The 20,147-nt window shown below is 68.1% G+C and carries 23 protein-coding genes; 7 read left to right on the top strand and 16 right to left on the bottom strand.

The genetic code is table 11. The features are described 5' to 3' along the window. Positions 1–2: 2 nt before the first annotated feature. Genes EV648_RS33925 through EV648_RS33935 form a run of 3 tightly spaced genes read right to left on the bottom strand, consistent with a single transcriptional unit; the run spans position 3 to position 2,261 of the window. On the bottom strand, positions 3–668 hold the full coding sequence (locus tag EV648_RS33925) for a response regulator transcription factor (protein ID WP_132299203.1): 666 nt from the start codon (positions 666–668) through the stop codon (positions 3–5). Further along, the gene (locus EV648_RS33930; RefSeq protein ID WP_132299204.1) at positions 665–1,867 is read right to left on the bottom strand and encodes a sensor histidine kinase; all 1,203 of its coding nucleotides are present in this window, start codon (positions 1,865–1,867) and stop codon (positions 665–667) included. Before EV648_RS33930 ends, EV648_RS33925 begins: the two co-directional genes overlap by 4 nt. 34 nt (positions 1,868–1,901) lie before the next feature. Continuing rightward, the gene (locus tag EV648_RS33935; RefSeq protein ID WP_132299205.1) at positions 1,902–2,261 is read right to left on the bottom strand and encodes a hypothetical protein; all 360 of its coding nucleotides are present in this window, start codon (positions 2,259–2,261) and stop codon (positions 1,902–1,904) included. 519 nt (positions 2,262–2,780) lie between these two features. Between EV648_RS33935 and EV648_RS33940 the strand changes: the two genes are divergently transcribed. After that, positions 2,781–3,350 carry a hypothetical protein gene (locus EV648_RS33940; protein WP_132299206.1) on the top strand — a complete coding sequence of 190 codons (570 nt, stop codon included), beginning with the start codon at positions 2,781–2,783 and terminating at the stop codon, positions 3,348–3,350. 225 nt (positions 3,351–3,575) lie between these two features. Here the strand turns inward: EV648_RS33940 and EV648_RS33945 are convergent, their stop codons facing one another. Continuing rightward, positions 3,576–4,079: a hypothetical protein gene (locus EV648_RS33945; RefSeq protein WP_132299207.1), complete on the bottom strand. Its 504-nt coding sequence runs from the start codon at positions 4,077–4,079 to the stop codon at positions 3,576–3,578. Between the two features lie 232 nt (positions 4,080–4,311). Further along, positions 4,312–4,863: a YceI family protein gene (locus tag EV648_RS33950; protein WP_132299208.1), complete on the bottom strand. Its 552-nt coding sequence runs from the start codon at positions 4,861–4,863 to the stop codon at positions 4,312–4,314. Between the two features lie 439 nt (positions 4,864–5,302). Between EV648_RS33950 and EV648_RS33955 the strand changes: the two genes are divergently transcribed. The 3 genes from EV648_RS33955 (at position 5,303) to EV648_RS33965 (ending at position 6,989) form a co-directional block, all read left to right on the top strand. Beyond that, complete coding sequence (locus EV648_RS33955) at positions 5,303–5,791, top strand: FBP domain-containing protein (RefSeq protein ID WP_132299209.1); 489 nt, start codon at positions 5,303–5,305, stop codon at positions 5,789–5,791. 97 nt (positions 5,792–5,888) lie between these two features. Then, the gene (locus EV648_RS33960; RefSeq protein WP_132299210.1) at positions 5,889–6,155 is read left to right on the top strand and encodes a hypothetical protein; all 267 of its coding nucleotides are present in this window, start codon (positions 5,889–5,891) and stop codon (positions 6,153–6,155) included. 48 nt (positions 6,156–6,203) lie between these two features. Beyond that, positions 6,204–6,989, top strand: coding sequence for a DUF429 domain-containing protein (locus EV648_RS33965; protein ID WP_132299211.1), 786 nt, complete (start codon positions 6,204–6,206; stop codon positions 6,987–6,989). Between the two features lie 798 nt (positions 6,990–7,787). On the opposite strand, the gene pyrE is transcribed toward EV648_RS33965, so the two are convergent. Continuing rightward, entirely contained in the window at positions 7,788–8,321 is a 534-nt protein-coding gene (gene pyrE, locus EV648_RS33970) for an orotate phosphoribosyltransferase (RefSeq protein ID WP_132299212.1), read from the bottom strand. Positions 8,322–8,556: 235 nt separating this feature from the next. Beyond that, a complete protein-coding gene (locus tag EV648_RS33975) occupies positions 8,557–9,837 on the bottom strand; it encodes an exonuclease domain-containing protein (RefSeq protein WP_241995859.1) in 1,281 nt (426 codons plus the stop codon). Positions 9,838–10,222: 385 nt separating this feature from the next. On the opposite strand from EV648_RS33975, the gene EV648_RS33980 reads away from it, so the two are divergent. After that, complete coding sequence (locus EV648_RS33980; RefSeq protein WP_132299213.1) at positions 10,223–10,903, top strand: DUF6308 family protein; 681 nt, start codon at positions 10,223–10,225, stop codon at positions 10,901–10,903. A 177-nt stretch (positions 10,904–11,080) separates the two neighbouring features. Here the strand turns inward: EV648_RS33980 and EV648_RS33985 are convergent, their stop codons facing one another. Next, positions 11,081–11,740, bottom strand: coding sequence for a hypothetical protein (locus EV648_RS33985; protein ID WP_132299214.1), 660 nt, complete (start codon positions 11,738–11,740; stop codon positions 11,081–11,083). A gap of 17 nt (positions 11,741–11,757) precedes the next feature. Here EV648_RS33985 and EV648_RS43460 point away from each other — a divergent pair, with 17 nt between their 5' ends. Continuing rightward, positions 11,758–11,913 carry a hypothetical protein gene (locus EV648_RS43460; RefSeq protein ID WP_199234964.1) on the top strand — a complete coding sequence of 52 codons (156 nt, stop codon included), beginning with the start codon at positions 11,758–11,760 and terminating at the stop codon, positions 11,911–11,913. A gap of 74 nt (positions 11,914–11,987) precedes the next feature. Here EV648_RS43460 and EV648_RS33990 read toward each other — a convergent pair whose 3' ends face one another. Beyond that, positions 11,988–12,479 carry a metallophosphoesterase gene (locus EV648_RS33990; RefSeq protein WP_132299215.1) on the bottom strand — a complete coding sequence of 164 codons (492 nt, stop codon included), beginning with the start codon at positions 12,477–12,479 and terminating at the stop codon, positions 11,988–11,990. 34 nt (positions 12,480–12,513) lie between these two features. Continuing rightward, complete coding sequence (locus tag EV648_RS33995) at positions 12,514–13,503, bottom strand: NAD-dependent epimerase/dehydratase family protein (RefSeq protein ID WP_132299216.1); 990 nt, start codon at positions 13,501–13,503, stop codon at positions 12,514–12,516. A gap of 175 nt (positions 13,504–13,678) precedes the next feature. Between EV648_RS33995 and EV648_RS34000 the strand changes: the two genes are divergently transcribed. Beyond that, positions 13,679–13,993: an antibiotic biosynthesis monooxygenase gene (locus tag EV648_RS34000; RefSeq protein ID WP_132299217.1), complete on the top strand. Its 315-nt coding sequence runs from the start codon at positions 13,679–13,681 to the stop codon at positions 13,991–13,993. A gap of 94 nt (positions 13,994–14,087) precedes the next feature. Here EV648_RS34000 and EV648_RS34005 read toward each other — a convergent pair whose 3' ends face one another. From EV648_RS34005 to EV648_RS34030, 6 genes are all read right to left on the bottom strand, one after another. Beyond that, entirely contained in the window at positions 14,088–14,345 is a 258-nt protein-coding gene (locus EV648_RS34005; protein ID WP_241995861.1) for a hypothetical protein, read from the bottom strand. Between the two features lie 315 nt (positions 14,346–14,660). Continuing rightward, positions 14,661–15,125, bottom strand: a complete 465-nt coding sequence (locus EV648_RS34010) for a hypothetical protein (RefSeq protein WP_132299218.1) — start codon at positions 15,123–15,125, stop codon at positions 14,661–14,663. Then, a complete protein-coding gene (locus EV648_RS34015) occupies positions 15,125–16,423 on the bottom strand; it encodes a hypothetical protein (RefSeq protein ID WP_132299219.1) in 1,299 nt (432 codons plus the stop codon). The genes EV648_RS34010 and EV648_RS34015 overlap by 1 nt, the downstream gene beginning before the upstream one ends. A gap of 4 nt (positions 16,424–16,427) precedes the next feature. Beyond that, entirely contained in the window at positions 16,428–16,688 is a 261-nt protein-coding gene (locus EV648_RS34020; protein ID WP_012922179.1) for a hypothetical protein, read from the bottom strand. Between the two features lie 26 nt (positions 16,689–16,714). After that, a complete protein-coding gene (locus tag EV648_RS34025; RefSeq protein WP_132299220.1) occupies positions 16,715–17,395 on the bottom strand; it encodes a hypothetical protein in 681 nt (226 codons plus the stop codon). Then, entirely contained in the window at positions 17,392–20,142 is a 2,751-nt protein-coding gene (locus EV648_RS34030) for an FtsK/SpoIIIE domain-containing protein (RefSeq protein WP_241995863.1), read from the bottom strand. Before EV648_RS34030 ends, EV648_RS34025 begins: the two co-directional genes overlap by 4 nt. Positions 20,143–20,147: the final 5 nt, after the last annotated feature.

The raw sequence follows: 20,147 nt of genomic DNA on the forward strand, positions 1-20,147 counted from the left end.
GTTCAATGCCGCGGCCCCGGGCTGACCACACCGGACTCGTAGGCGTAGACGACAGCCTGGGCTCGGTCCCGGAGATCCAGCTTGGTCAGGATCCGGCTCACATGGGTCTTCACCGTCTGCTCCGCGAGCACCAAGGTCGCGGCGATCTCCCGGTTGGACTGACCCCGCGCCACCAGCCGGAGTACGTCGGTCTCGCGCGGCGTGAGGTCGGCTGCAGTGGTCGGGAGGACGGGATGCAGCCGGGCGAAGTCCTCGACCAAGCGACGCGTGATCGAAGGAGCCAGCAGCGCATCTCCCGCCGCGACCACCCGTACTGCGGCGGCGAGTTCGTCCGGCGACGAGTGCTTCAGGAGGAACCCGCTGGCTCCGGCGCGCAGCGCGTCGTACACGTATTCGTCGAGGTCGAACGTGGTGAGCATGATGACCCGAGGTGGTTCACCCGGTGTTGCGCCGGCGAGGATCTGCCGGGTCGCGGCCAGCCCGTCCAGGACCGGCATCCGCACGTCCATCAGGATGACGTCGGGCGCCTTCTCGGCGGCGAGCTCCACCGCCTCGAAGCCGTTCGTGGCCTCGCCCACCACCTCGAGATCCGGTTGTCCGCCCAGCAACGCGCTGAAACCAGCGCGGACCATCGCCTGGTCGTCCACCACCAGGACCTTGATCGTCATCCGGCTTCCTTCGCGTTCAAGGGGATCGATGCTTCCACGAGGTATCCACCCTCGGAGGTCGGCCCGGCCTGGAAGGTGCCGTCGAGCAATCCGACCCGCTCACGCATCCCGACCAGCCCGTGGCCGCTCCCCGGTGCCGCACGATCCGCTGTCGGCGAAGGCCCGTTCGCCACAGTCAACACAAGCGCATCCGCCGCTCCATGGACTGCCACCTCTACCTTGACGCCAGGGGCGTGCCGCACCGCGTTGCTGATGGCCTCCTGCGCCACCCGGTACGCCGTGAGCTCCGCCGCCGGGTCCGCCTCGGCCGTGAGTGCAACCTCAAGCCTTACGTCGGCTCCTGCCCGGCGAGTGGTCGCCACGAGTTCCTCTAGCTCGGCCAGACCTGGCTGCGGACCAAGCTCTGTCGGCCGGTCCCCCTCGGTGGCAGGATCCTCCCGCAGCAAGCGGAGTACGCGGCGCATCTCCATCAGGGACGAGCGCGCATCGTCCGCGATTCCGGCAAACTCCTCGCGCACGTCAGCCGGCAGTTCTCGCAACCGGTGTGGCGCGCTGTCGGCGCGAACCACCACGACGGACAGGTGGTGCGCGACGACATCGTGGAGTTCCCGGGCGATGCGTGCGCGCTCCTGCAGCCGGGCGCGTTGCCCACGTTCTGCTTCGCTGATGGTCTCCTGCTCAGCCAGCCGACGTCGGGTCTCTGCTCGTGACCGGAGCAGGTCCGCCACTCCGACGGCTACCGCCGACAACACCGCCATCGTCAGCAAGCCGGCCCAGGTGCCGCGCTCTGGCGCCAACGCCATCGCGACCACGCCGACTACCTGCGTGGCCGCCCACCAGACCGCCAGCGCGATCCGCGATGCACCACGTGCGCCGACGATGACCAGCACCGCCGCCTGCCCGAAGACGCTCGTCACCGGCCAGGGCCACGCCTCGTCCGGTGAGACCGGCACACACACCGCGGCGGTCAAAGCCGCTCCCAGCAAGGAAACCGGCATCGCCATTGTCGGCCGCAACCAGGCCAGGGCCAACGCCAGGGCGCGCAGCGTTGCCAACGCAAACGCGCCGCCCAAGGGCACCTCGTAGTGCTGCCCAAGATCGGCCGTCGTCAAGACCAGCAAGGCCCCAGTGGCAACGCCGGCTGCGATCCCACCTCGCCCGGCAGGCCAGCCGGCCTGAACACGCGGCTCGGAGGTCACGACGCGAGCCTAGACCGCTCAATCTCCCGCGTCGTCATACCTGCTGGGTCCAGGAGTAGAGGAGGACGAGACCGGCAAGAGTCAGCGCCGCGGTGACTGGGATAGTCCACCAAGCAGTGCGGGAGCCGTAGAGACGGCGCACAGTTGCAGCCTGCAGGAGCGCGATGCCACGGAGGCCGAAACCGAGGAGCGGAATAAGCGGCACGGCGATCGCGGCGTGGGCCGCCCAGGCACCTGCTTTGGTTGGCCCGCCCCAAGTGCCGGGCCCGTAAGGACCGTGCTCGACAAATCCATAGAACGGCCCACGGACGACAGCAAGCACCAGCATCATCACCAGAAACCAGCACACGACTCCGAGCACCAGACTCGAGAACCCGTGCAGGAACAAGGCCACCCGCCCCGGACGCCTAAGCCGAACAGCCTCGGCGGCCCCCAGAAACCGCCCAAGCCTCCGCCACCTCTCGTGCACACCATCCCCCCGCCCAACCACCGCTCCCACCATCGCGCCAACCCCCATCGGCACCAACATCACGCCATACCCAACCGCCCGCACAACCCGGCCCACCAGCCCGCGCCGCCGCCGATCCTTCCCCGCCGCCCGGCCTGCCACCGGTCCGCGGCGGTTCGCAGCGGAGGTGGTGCCACCGCCTGCCGCGGACCTGGTGCCGGGGGTTGCGGAGGTGGGCGGGAGGCTGTTCGTCATGGGGTGCTCCTTGGTCTCAGTAAGTGAGATCGAGCCTAGAAATCTGCGTCCCGTCAGGCATCCAGCCACAGAGCGAAGTCGCATCCCGTACCCCGGTACGGGGTCGTTGTGATCTAGCTCACAGTGACCACGGTCCGTGTCGAGGCGTTACACGGTCAGTGCCGGTGGGCGCGAGCGGCAGTGCCGCGCCCGACAGGAGGTTCGGACAACATGCGCATTCGGAACCTGGCGGTGATCGCCACGCTGATCCCGGTCCTGATGCTCGCTGGCTGCGGTAACGACGAGTCCGCCGACGTGGCCGCATCGTCGCCAGGCGCCAAGAAGGCGTTCAAGCACGGCCTGCCCGACCCGGTCGCTAAGGGAGCGGCCGCCGACGAGAACGCCGGCCCCTCGGATGACCCCGTCGTGAACGCGTATTACGAGTACCGCGTCGCGTTCGACGTGATGATGCAGAGCGGCGGTCAGTCGACCAAGCAACTGGTCCCAGTGATGACGCCGACCCTGTACAAGTCGATCAGCCAGCAAGCGAGGTACTACCGCTCCAGCAAGCTGCACAACACCGGCGAGACCAAGGTGCTCTGGGCCAAGCGAACCCTCGGCTCCACCGGCGTGATCGTCCGCGCCTGCTACGACACGACTCGGGCCCGCACGGTGAACGCCAGAGGCAGGAGCGTCCTCCCGGCGACGACCCCGACCCGCTGGCTCGACGAGATGCGCGTCGAACTCCTCGAAGGCGTCTGGGTGGTCGACGGCGGCCGCACCACCCCGGAGAAGTGTTGAGTAACCACCCCCCCAAATCGACTCCGGTCCGCTGCCTCCGGGCACACCTCGCGGACCGGAGCCAACTCACAGCGCGGAGAGCCCCAAGCTCTCCGCGCTGTCGTTTCTCCACCCAGGCAAGGGCGCCGAGGCTCTCCCTGGCCCTTCCAGCTCTCCAGCTCTCCAGCTCTCCAGCGAGGATGATGAGGCTTCCCGCCGAGATGGCGGCCTGGCTCCCCGGGATTGTCAGGCGTGGCGGCTGGACTGATGGAGGAGGGATTCGACGGCTTCCAGCAGGGTCGGGTCGTCAGCAGGCCCGGACCACACGATGACGCGAGCCTTGTCACCGAGCTTGGCCGCCACCAGTTCACGCGCCGGTGTGGGATCGCCCTGATTGAGCAGTACGACGAGACGCCGCCCATCGCGCTGGAGCCGGTCCAGCAGCGGCGGCAAGGTGGACCCGCGGAACAAGCCCGGGTCGCTCTTCACCTTCGTCTCGATCATCACCCCGCGACCGCGGACCACCAGCAGGAAGTCCGCGCGATCCCGGGTGAACTCGCGATCGTGGTACACCCGCGCCTTCGGCCAGAGTCGCTGCAGGGCAAGATCCACCTCAGCGTCGTACCGGGTCGCCAGGCGGCTGACCCGGGAACTCGTTCCGAGCGGACGGAACGTCTCCGGTGTGCGGCGACCTCGTCGCCGGCGCCCCAGCAGGGGCCGCAACCATCGATACAGCGTGGTGTCGATCATCGGCGGACCCCCTGGACCTAGCCGGCACTCACAGAAAGTCTGTCAGCACCGACTGTGACGAACCAGGCCCGGAAGGGGTCCACCGCTGATCGTGACACCATTGCGACGAACCCGCGAAACCTCCGCCACCCAACAATTTCCACGACCTCGGATTTCCCACGAGCTCGGTCTGTGGATGGAGTGGGCGGCGTTGCCGAAGCCGGAGAGCTGCCGGGCATGCGCGGGTAGCGGGTCAGGCGTTCTTGATCGCCGAGATCTCGATCTCGAGTGAGACCTTCTCGCTCACCAGGACGCCGCCGCCCTCGAGGGCAGCGTTCCAGCTGACCCCGAAGTCCTTCCGGTTCACCACGACCGCTCCCTCCAGCCCGATCCGGGAGTTGCCGAACGGGTCGGTCGCCGCGCCGGTGAACTCGAAGTCGATGTCGACCGACTTCGTGATGCCGCGGATGGTGAGGTCACCGGTCACCTTGAAGCTCTCGTCGCCCTGCGGCTCGATGGCCGTCGACACGAACGTGATCTCGGGGTGGTTGTCCATATCGAGGAAGTCATTGCTGCGCAGGTGGTCGTCGCGTTGCTTGTTCCGGGTCTCGATGCTCTTGGCCTGGATGGCGACCCGGCCGTTGGAGTTCGCCGGCTTCTCGCCATCGATGTGCAGCGTGCCCTCGAACTCGTCGAACCCGCCCCGCACCTTGGCCACCATCGCGTGCCGGGCGACGAAGCCCATCCGGCTGTGCGCCGCGTCGATGGTGTAGTCGCCGGTCAGTTCGGGATGTCCAGTGGTCATGCAGTCCGCCTCCCAAAGAGGTAGTTTAAGTTTTCATCTTCTAACTTGTCAGACCGGGAGCCCTCCGTCCAGACCCGATTACGGGATGTCCGCTGATCCGCCCAAGAAACCTCCTGCCGCCTCAACAAGCGCCCGGAGCCGCTCCGCCATGCCTCACGGGCTTGCCGTCCGCCACCTTCGTGTCCGCCAACGCCACCCCTCTCCGGGCAACAGTTGCCCTGACTCCCACCCACGACCGCCACCCCGAGCCGCGCCAGGTCCAGGGCCACCACCACCGCCACCGCCGACTACCGCGTTGTCGACTCCGTCTCGCATCGACTTTCTTGCTTAAGGCAACGAGACTATTTCGGTTGCCAGCGCGCCGCCCGAGCGGGTTGGCTGTGGCGGCAGCCCGAGGAGGTCGGCTGCGTCAATCGTCGACCGATCCGGAGGACCAGCCGTGCAGCCGCTCAGTGCGGAGGAGATCAGAAGCTCCTTCGTGAACTCGTCCAGGAGCCTCGTGAAGGCGATGACGCTCCCCCGCGACTTCGACTCCCTGCCCTGGGACAGCCTGGACTACCTCGGCTGGCGCGACCCGAAGGCGCCCGCCCGCGGCTACCTCGTCGTACGCCGGGACGACGACGTGACCGGGATCGCCGTGAACACCGCGGCGACCGGTAAGCCCCGGCGCGGTACCGGGTTGTGCGACCTGTGCCATACGGCGCACCAGGTCACCGACGTGGCGTTGTTCGTCGCGCGCAGGGCCGGCGCGGTCGGCAAGGCCGGGAACACCGTGGGCACCTACATCTGCGCGGATCTGGCGTGTTCGCTCTACCTGCGCGGCCTTCGCGAGCTCGAGGTACCGCAGAGCGAGACCGTCGCCGCGGGGGTCCGGGTCGAACGTCTCGGACAACGGCTTGAAACATTCGTCAGCCGGGTACTCGCCTAACCACGACCAGGACGACACAATCTCTCTGTCCGACTGGTCCGGAGAACTAGTCTGATTGACAAGGCCAGGCAGACCGCCAAGGGAGAACGAGGTCGCGATGTCGGAGTTCAGAATCACCCACGAGATCCACAAGGTCCACCCGGACATCCGCGAGCAACTCACCGCCACCACCATCGAGGCGGTCAACGAGTCGAGTGCGCGGTCCGCCGAGGACGCCGCCCTCGTGCTGCGCAACAAACTGGGTGAGATCGGCGTACACATGAGCGAGGAGGCCTGCCTGTCGGCCATCGAGCGACTCCGATCCGGCAAAACCCTCCGCTTCGAAATAGAGCGCGAGGACGGCCAGTCCCACGTCGAGGAGTGAGCCGCCCCGAACCCAAACACCCCGGCACGCCGGACCGGATCCGCCGGCATGCCCGCACCTGAGCATCCCGTCGCGCCGGGGGTCGAGTACTTCGTCGGTGTGGACCTCGCCTGGGGACAGCGAGGTACCACCGGCCTCGCGGTCCTCGACCACACCGGATCACTGCTGGACGTCACCACCCGGCAGACGGACGAGGACATCCTCGACTGGTTGCGCCCGTGGACGGCCGGCCCGTGCTTCGTCGCGTTCGACGCCCCGATCATCGTGGTGAACCCCTCGGGTCACCGCTCGTGCGAACGCCTGGTCAGCCGCCACTTCGGCCGCTTCGGCGCGTCCTGCCACGCCGCCAACACCGCGAATCCCAGCTTCACCAACGGCTCCCGAGCCCTCCGCCTAGCAGACGCTCTCGACCTCGGCCTGGCCCCGACCTCACCAAGACGAGCAGCCGAGGTCTACCCCCACCCAGCCCTGGTCACCTTCTTCGACCTGCCGAAAATCCTCACCTACAAACACAAACCAGGCCGGGACTTCCCCCACCTCCACTCCGAACTACTCCGCCTGATCACGCTCCTGGACTCCCTCGCAGATGCCTCCCCACCCCTGCTCCTGAAGTCCAACCCGGAATGGCACGCCATCCGCTCCGCAGCCGAATCCGCCACCCGCAAGTCTCACCTGAAACGCCTCGAAGACGCCATCGACTCAGTCGTCTGCGCCTATATAGCCCTCTACACCACCACCCACCCCACCAAAACCCTCCTCCTAGGCACCCCCACCACCGGCCAGATCCTGGTCCCCGTCTCCCCCACCCAAGCCCACCAAATAGACCACCCCTAACCACATCCCGAGCCACCGCGGGGAGACTCCGCAAGCGAAACCAAGCAGCCAGCGCCCCAGGAGCAGCTGGCGAGCAGAGCCCAGCCATCGGCGCACGACGCGCAACAAGCAGACGATCACCCGAGGCCAACCACCGCAGCACAGCCGAGCAACCAGCAACCGATCAGCCGGGCCAGCCGCTGGAGCACAGCGAGCGGCGGGCAGGCGATGGGCAGAGGTCAGCCGCCCAGTGGCAGCGGATGGCGAACGTCGGGCGACGATCGGGTGATGACCTGGGGCAGCGACCAGAGATCTGGTTGGAGGTCGGCCGCGAAACCGCGACGACTTTGTGCATCGCGTGAGCACTCCATCCGGCGACGAGCGCTCAGACCGTGCACAAGGCGCCGGTCCGCCCGCATCTGCCATCCACTTAGTGCACGGGATGAGTAGTCCTGGGTTCCATCGATGCACGAACGGTGCACAAAGTCGCGGCGCACCCGGGTCGAGTGGCTGCGGAGGACGGCCGAGGTCCGGCGGCGGGTGCAGGCGCGCGCTGGAAGGAGGTCGGCAGCCGGTGGGAGCGGACGCCGCTGGAGCGAGGTGTCCAGCGGACGGGTGCGGCGGGCGCGCTGGGAAGAGGTGGCCATGCGGTGGGAGCGGACGCGGCTCGGGCTAGGGGTGCGGGCGGGACCGGGCGCGCTGGAAAGAGGTGGCCAGGCGGCGGGGAGTGGATGGCGCTGGGAAGAGGTGGGCTGGTGGTGGTCGGCGAGCAGATGGGGCCGAGGTCGGGCTCGGGGTAGGAGAGGCGGGGCTCTGCGGTTAGGGGTGGGGAGTGGGTGGGCGGAGGCTGGTGGCGGTTAGGAGGGAGAGGAGGGTGATGTCGGCGGGGGCTAGGGCTTCGGGGCCGCCCTGTTGGCGGTCTATTACGCAGAGGGCGGAGTGGATGGTGGCGCCCAGGGTGCGGAGGTCGTTGGTTGACTGGAGGATTTGGCCGCCTTTGGTGACGACGTCTTCGACGATCAGGACTCGGCGGTTGGTGACGTCGGCGCCTTCGGCGAGGCGGCGGGTGCCGTAGGCCTTGGGATGTTTGCGGACGAAGGCGCACGGGAGGCCGGTGTGGCGGCTGAGGGCGGTGACGACGGGGATGCCGCCCATCTCCAGGCCGGCTAGAACCTCCGTGTCCGGTGGGACGAGGGGTGCCATCGCCTCGGTGATCGCGTCGAGGAGGACCGGGTCGGACTCGAAGCGGTACTTGTCGAAGTACTCGTTCGTGGTGATGCCCGAGCGGAGTACGAACGCACCGGTCAGATGCGAGGTTTGATAGATCCGCTGCGCCAACTCGTCGAGGTCCACGCCCGCACTTTAACCACCGCCCGACCAGCCGGTTGCACCCAGCACCTAATCCCCCGCGCCAAGCCGCTCTCCCCACGGCAACCCGACCCTCGGCACCTCCCCTTCCAGCCGACCCCGGCCGCCCAGCACCTCCCCTGCAGACCGACAACCTGCCGGGTGGGCCCCAAGCAGCCCGGCACCTACCGGCAGGCCACAGCGCCCAGGTGGGTCGAACCTGTTCCGGCTGGGCGGCGTCTCAGCCGGCCTTGCGTTCGTTGGAGGATGGGAGCAAGTGGGGCGGCAGCATGCGGATGAAGTCCGCGAGCGCGACGATCGGTACGCCGAGTCCGCGGGCCGCCCGCGCCTTCACCGACAGGCTGTCCACGTCGGCGGCGACCAGGAACGTCGTGTCAGGTCGCACCGACTCCTGCGGGATGAACCCCGCAGCCACCGCTCGGTCCCACCACACCTCGCGCCGCTCGACCATGTCGCCTGTGAACACCATCGTGCTCCCTGCGGGAAACGCTCGTGCACCAGGCCGCGCCGGTACGACGTATCGCCCGTTGCTTGCTCGGACCAAAGCATCATCAACGTCGGAAGCGCGATGCCCGAGCATCACCGCCACCCGGTCCAGGTCGTTGCGCTCTTCGGCGCTGACCTCGAAACCTTCGGTCCACAAGGCATCCGCGAGATCCGCTACGTAGACCCGGTGCAGCTCGTCCACCTGCGACCGGCTCAACCCGAGATCGGTCGCCACGTGCACGAGCTGATCCGCGCCCTCCTGGTTGATCTCGCGATCGGCCAGGATCATGTCGAGCACGGCGAGGTACGAGTCGGCCTGCGGCGGCTCCGGAACGCGGGGCAACTGGTCGACCAGACGACTCATCCACCCGTGCCGGCCACCCGCGTGCACCGGCCGCACGGTGGGCGTGAACTCCCCACCGGGTATCGAGGGCCACCTCAGCCGGCGGACCTCGTCGTACGCCCATTGCCAGGGCGGTGGTGAGGGGAATGCGCGCAGATAGTGACTGAAGAGTTGGGCGGTCGCGCGAGTATCCGCGAGCGCCGAATGCCAGCCCTCGATGGAGATGCCGGCCGCCGAACAACACGCGCCGAGGGTGCGCTTCGCGCCCGGATACAGATAGCCCGCGAGCGCCATCGTGCACATCGACCGCTCGGTGATCAGCGGAACTGCGAAGCCGAGGCGGGCGAACTCCGCGCGGAGAAAACCGAGGTCGAACTCGACGTTGTGCCCGACAACCATCCGGCCGGCGAGCAACTCCCCCAGCTCGCGCGCGACATCGGCGAACTCGGGCGCGGCGAGAACGTCCGCGGTCAGAATCCCGTGGATATGTTGAGGTCCGAGGTCGCGCTGCGGATTCAGCAGCGTCACCCACTCGCGCTCAACCCGGCCGTGCGCGTCGAGCAGCACGACGGCGATCTCGATCACCCGATGCCGGTGTCCGGGCAGCAGGCCGGTGGTCTCGGTGTCGATGACGGCATACATCCCCGGCGCCTCCTCCAGCTCGAATTCCAACCTGCCTCAACCCAACCACACCCCACCGACACTTTCCGTCGACCGCCCCCACGCGGGCTCCACGGACAACCTCAAACACACGACTCGACAGCCACACCTGCACACGTTGCCGCACGAGACAAAACGACGGCCGCAATTCGTTGTAACGAACGCATTGGAACGATCGATAGGCCAGATGCGTGGGGGGAACGCCGGACGGCGCCGCGCATCAAACGAATGCGCCGCAACGCGCGCCAAGGGGGAATCACTGATGAGTCAGTCATCGGCATCTTCGTCCTGGTCAGACCGCTCGTCTGGTTCGTCTGGACCAACAGCGCACTGAACGCGTTCCGGCGTTCGCTCGGTGCCCGCCGAGAACGCCTTGCGCAGCTCACAACGGAGTGACATGCAACTGACTATCGACACAAGTCTCAGGCCGCGGCTTCTGGAGTTCGTCACGGACTCCGAGGCAGTGGAGGATCTCGCGAGCTACTACCAGGATGGACCGCGCGGTACGGGGTACAGCGGGCGGTGGTTCGAGCGGATCGGGACGCCGGAGGATCAGGAGCGGGACCGGAACAGGCTGACGGCTGATGACATCGTTGCCATATCGGCCCTGGGGATCCGGTTGCCGATCACGGTGTCCAGCCGGCTGCTGGTCAAGGACGCCGCCGAGATCTCCGAACTGCTGGCGGAGATCCCTGCGGATGTGGACCTCTGGGACGCCTCCAGGTCCGACCTCGGGCCGCGGTCGGCGGCCGGCCGGCTGTTCCAGCGGTTCCGGGCGATGGCGTGGAACGGCGGGGAGCATGGGACCTCCGGAGTCACCGCGAGCAAGCTGCTGGCTCGCAAACGGCCCCTGCTGATCCCGATCTACGACCGCCAGGTGAGGACTCTGGTCGGCCTGAGCAACGGCGCGAACTGGTGGGTGTCCTTGAACTCGGCGCTGACCCAGGAGCTCCGCGAGCACCTCGAGGTGCTGCACCAGGAAGCCGGCCTCGAACCGATCATCACCCCCCTGCGCACGCTGGACGTGGTCCTGTGGCTGCGCGCCCGCCGGCACGCGGCGGCAGCCCGCGCTTCCTGACCAACGCCCGTACGCCGGGGGGAGGCGTACGGCGCAGGGGGACCTTTCGCTGATCGGGGGGGCGTCAGCGCGAGGAACCTCCCCACCGGCAGGACGTCAGCCAGGGATGACGTCCCGCCGGTGGCTCGTCAGCTTCGAAGACGTCCGCCTGCCTTCGGGGCTCCCGCCGGTGGCTCGTCAGCTTGGGGCGACGCTGGGCTCGTCTGCCGGTGGGATGTCCACGGCGATCTCCTCGCCGAGGGTCGCGCCGTCGGCCAGGTCGAGGTCGTCGCCGCTCCAGAAACGCCCCGGGTCATACCAGTTGGGACGCCGCCCGGGCGGCAGCAGGCCCATCTCCTCATACGTCACGGCGACCACCTCCGCGCAGTACGCGGTCTCCAACTCCCACTCGCGTTCGCCGCGACGGAACTTGGGAATCCGCCCGCGCAACCAGCGCGACGCCAGCCGGGCGGTGGACGGGAACGGCGTACCGTCCAGGCGCGCCACGGTCCGCAGTACGGCGTCCTCGGTCTCGCGGGTGATCGGGTACTCGAGCTGGCGCAACCATGCGCGCTGGCCGTACCGCCGGGACCAGACGAGCACCGCGTCGCGCAGATCATGCAGCTGTACGCCGCGGTGGTGGCTCCCGGTCCACACGTCCGGCAGGGAACGACCGAGCTCGGCGTGCCACATCAGCGGCGGCAGATCCTCGATCACGATCGCCATGCCGACGTGGTTGATCGGGCTGTTCGTGGTCAGCTGGATCGCGCGATCGGCCGCGCTCTCCCCGCGGAACAGCCAAATGTCACCTGTTCGTGTCAGTTCCGTAGCGTCATCCAGTGAAATCCGTGTCTCCACATAGTTAGGTTAGTGACATGAAGGCATGGAAGGTCGTAGGGCTGGCTGGGCTCGTCGGAGTCGCCGCCACCGGTGTCGTGATCGCGCGGGGCGAGCGGAAGCGCCACGCCTATACCCCCGAGGAGGTCCGCGACCGTCTCAAGACCCGCGTCAAGGAAGCGGCCAACGCGTAGCAGTACCTCGTACTGCGCACCCGGGCCGAGGTCGGCACTCACCTGAAGGTCGTGCCGGGCTGACCCGCGCACGGCTAAAGGTTGTGTAGGGCAACATCTTTCAGGCGGCCGGACTCGATCACGGCCGTCTGGAAGGTGCAGTGCGGCTGGCGCCGGCGATCCGTCGGCGAGCCCGGGTTGAGCAGGCGGAGACCGCGGGGCGTCGTCGTGTCCCACGGGATGTGGCTGTGCCCGAAGACGAGCAGATCCACGTCCGGGTAGGCCTTCTCGCACCGCTCCTCGCGACCTTTCGCCGCGCCTGTCTCGTGCACGACGGCCACGGACAGCCCGTCCAACGCCACTCGGGCGACCTCCGGCAGCCGCTCCCGCAGTACCGGACCGTCGTTGTTGCCCCAGCAGCCGACCAGTCGCTGGGCCCGGTCTTCCAGCTCGTCGAGCAGCTCGACGTTCACCCAGTCGCCGGCGTGGATCACCACGTCGGCGTCGTCGATCGCCTGCCACATCGCGGCGGGGAGCCGCTTCGCGCGTACCGGCAGATGGGTGTCCGAGATCAGCACGAGCCGCATGGCTCCCACTCTGCCAGACACCCTCGCCAGGAGTTCAGCCGTTCAGTGCCGCGATCAACTCCCGTTCGCGTTGTGGGCTGAGGCCCGCCTTGCGCTCCCGGTCGAGACCGAGCTCGCGCTCCCAGACCAGCGTGTCCGCCACGAACGACTCCCGCGAGCGATGCTTCAGCCCCGCCGCGATCGCCGCCTGACCGCTGCGGTTCGACCAGCCCTCGTAACCAGGCTCGGTCAGCCACATCGCGAGCGAGTCGGGCCCCATGTACTGCTCGACCTTCTGCTCCTCCAGCCACTCCCGCGGTGCGAGCACAACCGGCCCGGTGTGCCCGCCGACCGACCGGATCAGGTCGATCCACTCGCCGAACAGCACCACCGGGCCAACGGTGTCGAAGGTCCCCGTCGTGCCCTTCTCGGCGCAGTCCAGCAGCCAGGACGCGAGATCCCGTACGTCGATCACCGACGTCGGCTGCTCGGGTGTGTCCGGGACCAGGAGCGGCTCCTCAGGCGCTCGCGCGGCGCGGGCGACCCACGCCCCGGCCCGGTCGCTCTTGTCCCCCGGCCCGCCGATCAGGCCGGCCCGCGCGATCACCAGGCGATCCCCCACCGCCTCGAGGGACGCCTGCTCCGAGGCGACCTTGGCCTCGCCGTACAGCTCCCGATCGACGACGTCCTGATCGGTCGCCTCCCGCAAGGCCGCGGACTCGTCGGCTCCAGGGGTGTCGAACTTCTCGTACGCATTGCCGGATGACACGTAGGTCCAGTGCTTCGCGCGAGCGCCGAAGGCCTCCAGCGCGGCCCGGACGAATCCTGGCTGCCACGACACCTCGAACACGGCGTCCCACTCCTGCTCCGGTACGCCGTCGTACGCGTCCGGCTGGCTGCGGTCGGCGACGACGAGAGTCGCTCCGTCGGCCACGGCGCCGCTCTCACCACGGGCCAGACAGGTGACGGCGTGCCCACGAGCCAGCGCCTGGGTGGCGATCTCGCGCCCCAGGAAAGCGGTTCCACCAAGAATCAGAATGTCCACCCGGACAGCAAATCAGGCGCCCCGGACAAAACCCACGATCTCTGCCCAGGGCAGACAGCCGGACACGCTTCGTCGCCTCTGATCTGCACCGAGTCAACCGTCCGGCAAACCCTTGCGGTGGGCACCTATCAGGCGCAATGTCAGCAGCAGGAGGACCAACTAGCAAGGGGGAGAAATGGCTGCATTCGTTCAGATCATCGAGTACCGGACCTCCAAGCCGGACGAGGTCGCTGCGCTCACCGAGGAGTTCCGCAAGGCCCGTGAGGCCGCGGGTGAAGGCGAGGCTCCGGTCCGGGCGACGACCGGGCAGGACCGGGACGACCCGGGTCACTACCTGAGCATCGTGGAGTTCGCGTCGTACGAGGCGGCGATGGAGAACTCGAACCGCGCCGACACCACGGAGTTCGCGCAGAAGATGATGGCGCTCTGCGACGGCGAGCCGACGTTCCACAACCTCGACGTCACCCAGTCGATGGAGTACACGCGCTAGGACCCTAGGCAGGAGGCCCAGAGCACGAGGACCCGGGACACTTGCGAGAGCGGGCCGGGCGCCGGAGGCAGTTCGGCGCGCCGGCCCGCTTGGGTCAGACCAGGTCCGCGGCGCTGGATCCGGTCGTGGTCTTGTGTCCGTCGGCTCGACCGTCGCCTGGAGCGCGTACGGCGCCGTCGGGTTCATTGTCGGCCGGCTCGGTGTCGTCTGGTTCGGGAGCCGCGTGCAGGTCCGGCCAGGGCTGGGGTGGCAGGTCCGTTCTCACGTCCAGGTCCGGATCCGGGTCGGGGTCGGGGTCGGGGTCGTACCACTCGACCTCGGTGGCGCCGTGGTGACCGTGGATCGCGATCACGGACTCGATGCTGTCCCAGACCGTGGTGGTCGGTAGTCGCCGTACCAGCGGAGCGCGACCGCCCCATCGCCCGGAGCCGCCGCCCCGTCACCTGTCGGAGTTCCCATCAGCGACGTCGAAGACCTGCAGTTCACGTCAATCACTTCCACTTTCCTCTGCGGATGGGTTCACTCGTAGTGACGGCCCTGTCACCGGGTCATGACGCGATTCCACAGAACTTTTTCGAACCTTCCGGAGAGCGCACCGTTCTCCCGACGTGATGCCGTCAGTGAGTCCGCCGCCGTCCCGACATCCGCCGGCTCGAGAGTGACCGCCTTACATACGCACCCACGGTCGCCAGGTGTCGACATCTGGCGCGTCGAGCGTCGTACCGGGGTCGAAGTACTGCGTACCCACTCCTGGCAGGTGGGCTGCAACCAGGATCTCCAGGTTCTCTGTCAACAACATCGGAACCTCCGGTCGCGCCTCGACCAACTTGTCGAAGATCGACCGTGCTTCCCGATGGAGCATGGCCTCGGGCCGGTATCGAATGCCGATCTCGATCCCATAAGCATCGATCGCCTGAACCTCATCAGCCTCCGGCTCCGGCGACACATAGCCGTTGCGCTGAACCACAACTCCGAGCCATCCATCGTCCGCCTTCGCTCGGCCACGCAGACCGACCTCCTCACCAACGGCCTGCCCCGCAACCTGCTCGAACCCCAGCACGTCCGTCAGCCATCCGGCGACCACCGTTGGAGGCTCCTCCACACTCAAAAACACATTGTCGACGGTCGACATCAAGACCCCTTCGTGTAGGTCACCAGCCGCCCATCGCCCAGAAGACAATGAACGACCCCCGCAATTGTCCTCCCCGGTTGACCAACCGCCCTGCGGAACGCGCGCAAGGCGGCAGCCTCCTCCAAGCCGACGTGCCTCCCGTCGATGACCACCTCACCACCCGGTGGGACTTGCTTGCCGGCGTCGAGGATGTTGCGCTTGATTGCATCGGCCTTGCCGCTCCTCAGTGTCTTGAACTCGACTTCAACCCCGCGGTCGGCGCGGCTCCTCCTCACCATCGAGTCCGGGTTCTTATCACCTGACCCGTGATCTGCCAGCCTGGCGTCGACCCGCCATCCTTCCTTCTCCAACCGCTTCGCCACGTCCAGTTCCTTGGGTTCGAAGGTGCCTTGCGGGTCGTGAACCCCAGGGGTGAACTCCACACCCAGAGCACCTCGATGGAAGGCCGGGTCGAAGTCTGGGGCTTCGTCGAGTGCGACGTCTAGCTCCGGTACGACGACCGGCTCCTGCTGCCGAGTGTCTCTAGAACTGCCGACAAGTGCAGGGAGCTCGATATCAACCACAGGGGGCTCGGGTGCGATCGGGTTTTTGGTGTAGGTGTAGTTCGCGGTTACTCGGTCTGGGGTGATGGTGATGTGGGCTTCGGACCATTGTTGGCGGGAGTCGGCGGCCATGGACTTCAGGAGTTCTGCGACCGCCGGGCCGAGGTCGACCTGGATCTCGTACTGCGACTCCTCGGGCGGGTCCTGCTCTGTGATCTCGAGGTCGCCTGATTCCGCGACTAGGATCTCCAGTTCGATCGGCTCGGGTTCCTCGTACTGCTCTTCGGCCTTCTGTTGCTTGTTGCGGAGCTTCTCGAAGGCTTTCCGGGCGACCTGGATCAGCGGGGGTTCGTTGCCCTCGGCAGGTTCCGAAGGTTTGAACGGCAGCGACAGCCGCTCGACACGGCCGAAGACATCACGCTCGGCAATGTCCCCCGACCCGCCGGTCGCCTTGTTTCGGTCTGCCGACTGGGCGTCTGGCTGGTCGCTGGAGCGCGACGCGCCGACCAGCCGTTCGGCCCAAGCACGGGCTTTCGGCGGCGCCATCGACAAGTAATGCGCGGCCTGCTCACACGAACGGGCGGCCGCGTCCAGTTGTTGGGCGGTTACCGTGGCGCGGCCCTCGGAAGCGGCCATGGCTAGGGCAGCGTTCTCCCTACAGCGTTCGGCTGTGCGTTGGAGGTGGGCTACTACCTGCGGGACCTCGTCGAGACACTCGACGAGGCCGCGAGCGACTCGCTGCAGGTCGGAGGGCATCTGCTCAGATCTGGTCGGCGTAGCTCTTGCAGCCGGCCGAGGCGATCTCCAGGGCCTCCGCGGCCTGCTCGACCGCCTTGCCGGCGGCGTCGAGGATCTCCGAGATGTCGCGGTCCACCCCGGTCGCAGTACCGGCGATCAGGCTCTCCACCTGGGCGCTGTGCTGGGTGAAACGGAGTTTGAAGCCGGCCAGGCCGCCCGCTGCCTGCTTGGCCTCGGCGGAGACCTGGTGCAGCTGTTCCTTGAGCCGCTGTACGTCGGACACTTACTGCCTCTTCCTGAAAGTCGCTTCTACTGGTTGCGCTTCTTCGGCAGCACGATCGCCGTACCGGAGACTGCCGCTGGTACCAGGATCGCCAGCCACCAGGGCAGGCCTGCTGCCATCACGATGAAGACCACGGCCGACCCGCCCCAGCCCCACCATCGAGCACCGGGCAGGCGCGGCAGCCCCAGCGCCCGCGACGCGGCGAGCAGTGTGACCGCGGCGATCGCGGCAGCCTCCAGGGCGACCAGGAGCGAGCCCCTGAACGCCCAGACCACCAGGAGCCCGACCAGCACCTCGGCGGCGCTGATCGTACGGCGTCTGCGGCGCTCCTGCAGGGCCCGGGCCTTCGTCCGGACCTCCTCCAGCTTGTCGACCGTGTCCTCGAGCTGCTTGGTGAGCTTGGCCGCGGCGGCCTCCATGTCCGTCATACCGCGCATTTCCGGCAGCGGGATGGTGGCCCGCTTGCCCTCCGGCGGTAGTCCGGCACGCTGCAAGCTGGCAGCAGCCGCCTCGGCGAGCGCGTTGAGCCGGGTCTCCAGCTTGCGGCCACGCTCGGCCATCGCGTCCGCCTCTGCCATCGCAGTGGCTTCCGCCTTCGACCGGTTCGCGGTCAGTCTGTCCTGGGCCTGCTGGGCGTCCGCCCGCGCGCCTGCCACCTGCCGCAGGGCCCGCGCGTAGTCGGACCACTCCTGCTGTTCGGTCTTCATCGGCGTACCAGCTCCAGCAGACGGTCGACCTCGTCGAAACGCAGCGGCGCGAACGGTACGACGACCTGCGCCTCGGGGTGCAGCCCGTCCCACAGCAGCGCGCGGTGCGGCTCGGACGCCCACCTGATCAGCGAGCCGGCCACCGCGCGGACTCCGTCCTGCGGGTGGCGCAGGAACAGGTGGGTGGCGACGTTGGCTCGGTTGAAGCCGAGCTGCTCGGTGCAGACGTGCAGCCGGTTCCACCAGCCGAAGGTGACGAGGCCCTGGGCCGGTCCCCCGCGGACGATGTCCTGCAACGCGTTCGCGGGACTCTCGAAGAACCCGTCGGCGTGCAGCTGCATCTTGGGCACGCCGTGGAAGCCGAAGCCCAGCAGGTACGTCGCACCGCCGACGTGGCCGTCCCGCACCGTGTCCCGCAGGGAGAACAGCCGCGGCACGATGTCGCCGTGCTTGTCGACGGTCTCGACCTCACACCCGAGCTGCTGCAACGTCTGGATCAACGCGCCCTTGCCCTCGGCAACCACCGGCGCCGAGTCGGTCCCGTCCATGAAGATGAACCGCGGCGGTACGGCAGCTGCCGCGGCCGCGGAGACGGCGAGTCCCGTCAACACACCGAGCGCATCCGCCGGACCATCACCGAGAACCAGTACTCCGGCTCCGGGCTCGGGCCGCACCTCCACGGCAACAGGTTCCTCCGTCACCGCGATCGGCAGCCCAGTCCACGGACCCCCCAACTCGGGTCGAACCGCCGCCGCCGTGTCGGTCACCCGGGCCGGCTCGGCCAGGTGGAACACCCGCGGCGGGTGCGTAGTACCGGCTTTCTCCCACAGCTCGCGGCGGAGATCGTCGAGGACGACCTTGTCCGCGAAGCTCACCAGGACGTGCTGGTTGTCGTCGGGCGAGCCGAAGTTCGCGTTCAGTACGGCCTCGCCGCGGAACTGCAGCTCGGCGGCGGCGGTGTTCCCGGTCCGCAGGATCGCCTGCGAGTCGGCCGGCGTGGTCTTCAGCGCGATCCGGTACGGCACCTGCCCGAAGATCGAGTCGCGCCGGGTGGACAGCCGCTTCACGCCCTCGATCGTCTGCGTCGCCAGCACCACGTGGACGCCGTACGCGCGGCCAAGCCGGACCAGCCGCTCCAGCAACCGAGCCGCCTCGTCGGCGAGCTCGTCGTCGTCCTCGAGCAACACCTGGAACTCGTCCAGTACCGCGAGGATGCGCGGCGGGCGGTCCTCGCTCACCGGCAGCTCGGCGATGTCCGCGACGTTTCCGTGCGACTTGAAGATCTCGCTGCGCCGGGCCAGCTCGTCCGACAGATGGCGGAGCACGGCGAGGCCGAACGCCCGGTCGCTGTGGATGCCGAGGACCCGCACGTGCGGCAGCCAGTGCTCCCGCTCGTTGGCCGGCCCGAGCGAGGAGAACTCGACACCGTGCTTGAAGTCGAGCAGATACATCTCCAGGTCCGCCGGGGTATAGCGCGCGGCCAGTCCGTGGATCAGCACCAGCAGCAGGTTCGACTTGCCCTGGCCGACCGCGCCACCCACGAGAACATGCGGAAGAGCGGGATTGCCGCTGCGCAGGCGGACCAGCGCCGGGGTGCGGTCGTCGTACCCGATGACCGTGTTGAGCTCGTCCGTGACCGGTTGCCACCAGGTGTGGCGCTCCGGCAGGGTGCGGTTGAAGTCGATCGTCGGCAGCACCGCGATCTCGGCCAGCTCGGCGATGACATCACAGATGCCGGCGGCAACGTTCGCGTCGAAGGCCGGATCGAGCTTGGCCGGCACGTTCGGCAGCTGCGACAGCTCGACCTTCTCGTTGATGATGGCAACGGGATCGAGGAGGGTGAGCAACTGCCGCGCGTCGACCTCGTGCTCGGAGGTGCTGCTCGGGTCGTGGTGGACGAGGAAGCAGATGCCCCGATCGGCACCCGTCGCCGCGAGCCGGACCAGGTCGCGCTGGGCCAGGTTGTCGATGCCGGCCGGGTAGTCGAACAGCACGATCAACCGGTACGGATCGGTCACCCGGCCGCTCTCCCGGACCAGATCCTCGAACCGCTTGTGCCCCAACTGTGCTTGCCTGCTGGCACGCATCGAAGACACGTCCACCAACCCGGACAGCACCGTGTGCAGCTGATCCGCGGTGTGCGTTGCCCTCGGCACCAATTGCGGGTACTTCGTGGTCAGGTGCCCGAGCAGCCCCATCATCCCGGTCAGCCGCGGGTCGAACGCGTCGATGCGCAGCCGGAACGGCTCGGCCGAGGCGACCAGCCGCAACGCCACGCTCTGCAGCAACCGCCGCGCGGCCTCGTGACGATCCGCCGTCACCTTCCACCCGTTGGTGCGCAGCAGCGGCGCCACCACCGGAGTACCGGTTTCCAGCTCGCCGACCCGCACGTATGACGGGGTGCCGGCGCCGACGAGTTGCCTCGAACGCCAGCGGGCGTCGTTGGGCGGGATCGATGCCAGCCCGGGTGCCAAACGGTCGGCCGCCAGCCGGGCCGCGGGCTCCGCGGTGGCGAGTGCCTCCGCGGTCGCGGCCTCGACCAGACCGCGCGACTCCCGCCGTGCGGCGACTGTCTCGGCCTGCATCTGCCGATGCAACTGCACGGCGCGCTGGTGCTCGCCTCGGGTGTGCCGACGGGCGTTCTCGAGGAGTTCGCCGAGCGCGAACTGCAGGCCGCGGATCCGTGCTTCCAGAACTTCTGGAGAAACCGGTCCGGGCACACCTCCCCCGTCAGGCGTCTCCGTCACGAGCA

Origin of the sequence: Kribbella sp. VKM Ac-2568, assembly GCF_004345365.1 — a bacterium.
GTDB lineage: Bacteria > Actinomycetota > Actinomycetes > Propionibacteriales > Kribbellaceae > Kribbella > Kribbella orskensis.

Excerpts from the sequence above, each read along its gene's own strand:
- EV648_RS33925 (WP_132299203.1), bottom strand. The coding sequence starts at position 668 with ATGACGATCAAGGTCCTGGTGGTGGACGACCAGGCGATGGTCCGCGCT.
- EV648_RS33940 (WP_132299206.1), top strand. The coding sequence starts at position 2,781 with ATGCGCATTCGGAACCTGGCGGTGATCGCCACGCTGATCCCGGTCCTG.
- EV648_RS33945 (WP_132299207.1), bottom strand. The coding sequence starts at position 4,079 with ATGATCGACACCACGCTGTATCGATGGTTGCGGCCCCTGCTGGGGCGC.
- EV648_RS33950 (WP_132299208.1), bottom strand. The coding sequence starts at position 4,863 with ATGACCACTGGACATCCCGAACTGACCGGCGACTACACCATCGACGCG.
- EV648_RS33960 (WP_132299210.1), top strand. The coding sequence starts at position 5,889 with ATGTCGGAGTTCAGAATCACCCACGAGATCCACAAGGTCCACCCGGAC.
- EV648_RS33965 (WP_132299211.1), top strand. The coding sequence starts at position 6,204 with ATGCCCGCACCTGAGCATCCCGTCGCGCCGGGGGTCGAGTACTTCGTC.
- EV648_RS33980 (WP_132299213.1), top strand. The coding sequence starts at position 10,223 with ATGCAACTGACTATCGACACAAGTCTCAGGCCGCGGCTTCTGGAGTTC.
- EV648_RS43460 (WP_199234964.1), top strand. The coding sequence starts at position 11,758 with ATGAAGGCATGGAAGGTCGTAGGGCTGGCTGGGCTCGTCGGAGTCGCC.
- EV648_RS33990 (WP_132299215.1), bottom strand. The coding sequence starts at position 12,479 with ATGCGGCTCGTGCTGATCTCGGACACCCATCTGCCGGTACGCGCGAAG.
- EV648_RS34000 (WP_132299217.1), top strand. The coding sequence starts at position 13,679 with ATGGCTGCATTCGTTCAGATCATCGAGTACCGGACCTCCAAGCCGGAC.
- EV648_RS34010 (WP_132299218.1), bottom strand. The coding sequence starts at position 15,125 with ATGTCGACCGTCGACAATGTGTTTTTGAGTGTGGAGGAGCCTCCAACG.
- EV648_RS34015 (WP_132299219.1), bottom strand. The coding sequence starts at position 16,423 with ATGCCCTCCGACCTGCAGCGAGTCGCTCGCGGCCTCGTCGAGTGTCTC.
- EV648_RS34025 (WP_132299220.1), bottom strand. The coding sequence starts at position 17,395 with ATGAAGACCGAACAGCAGGAGTGGTCCGACTACGCGCGGGCCCTGCGG.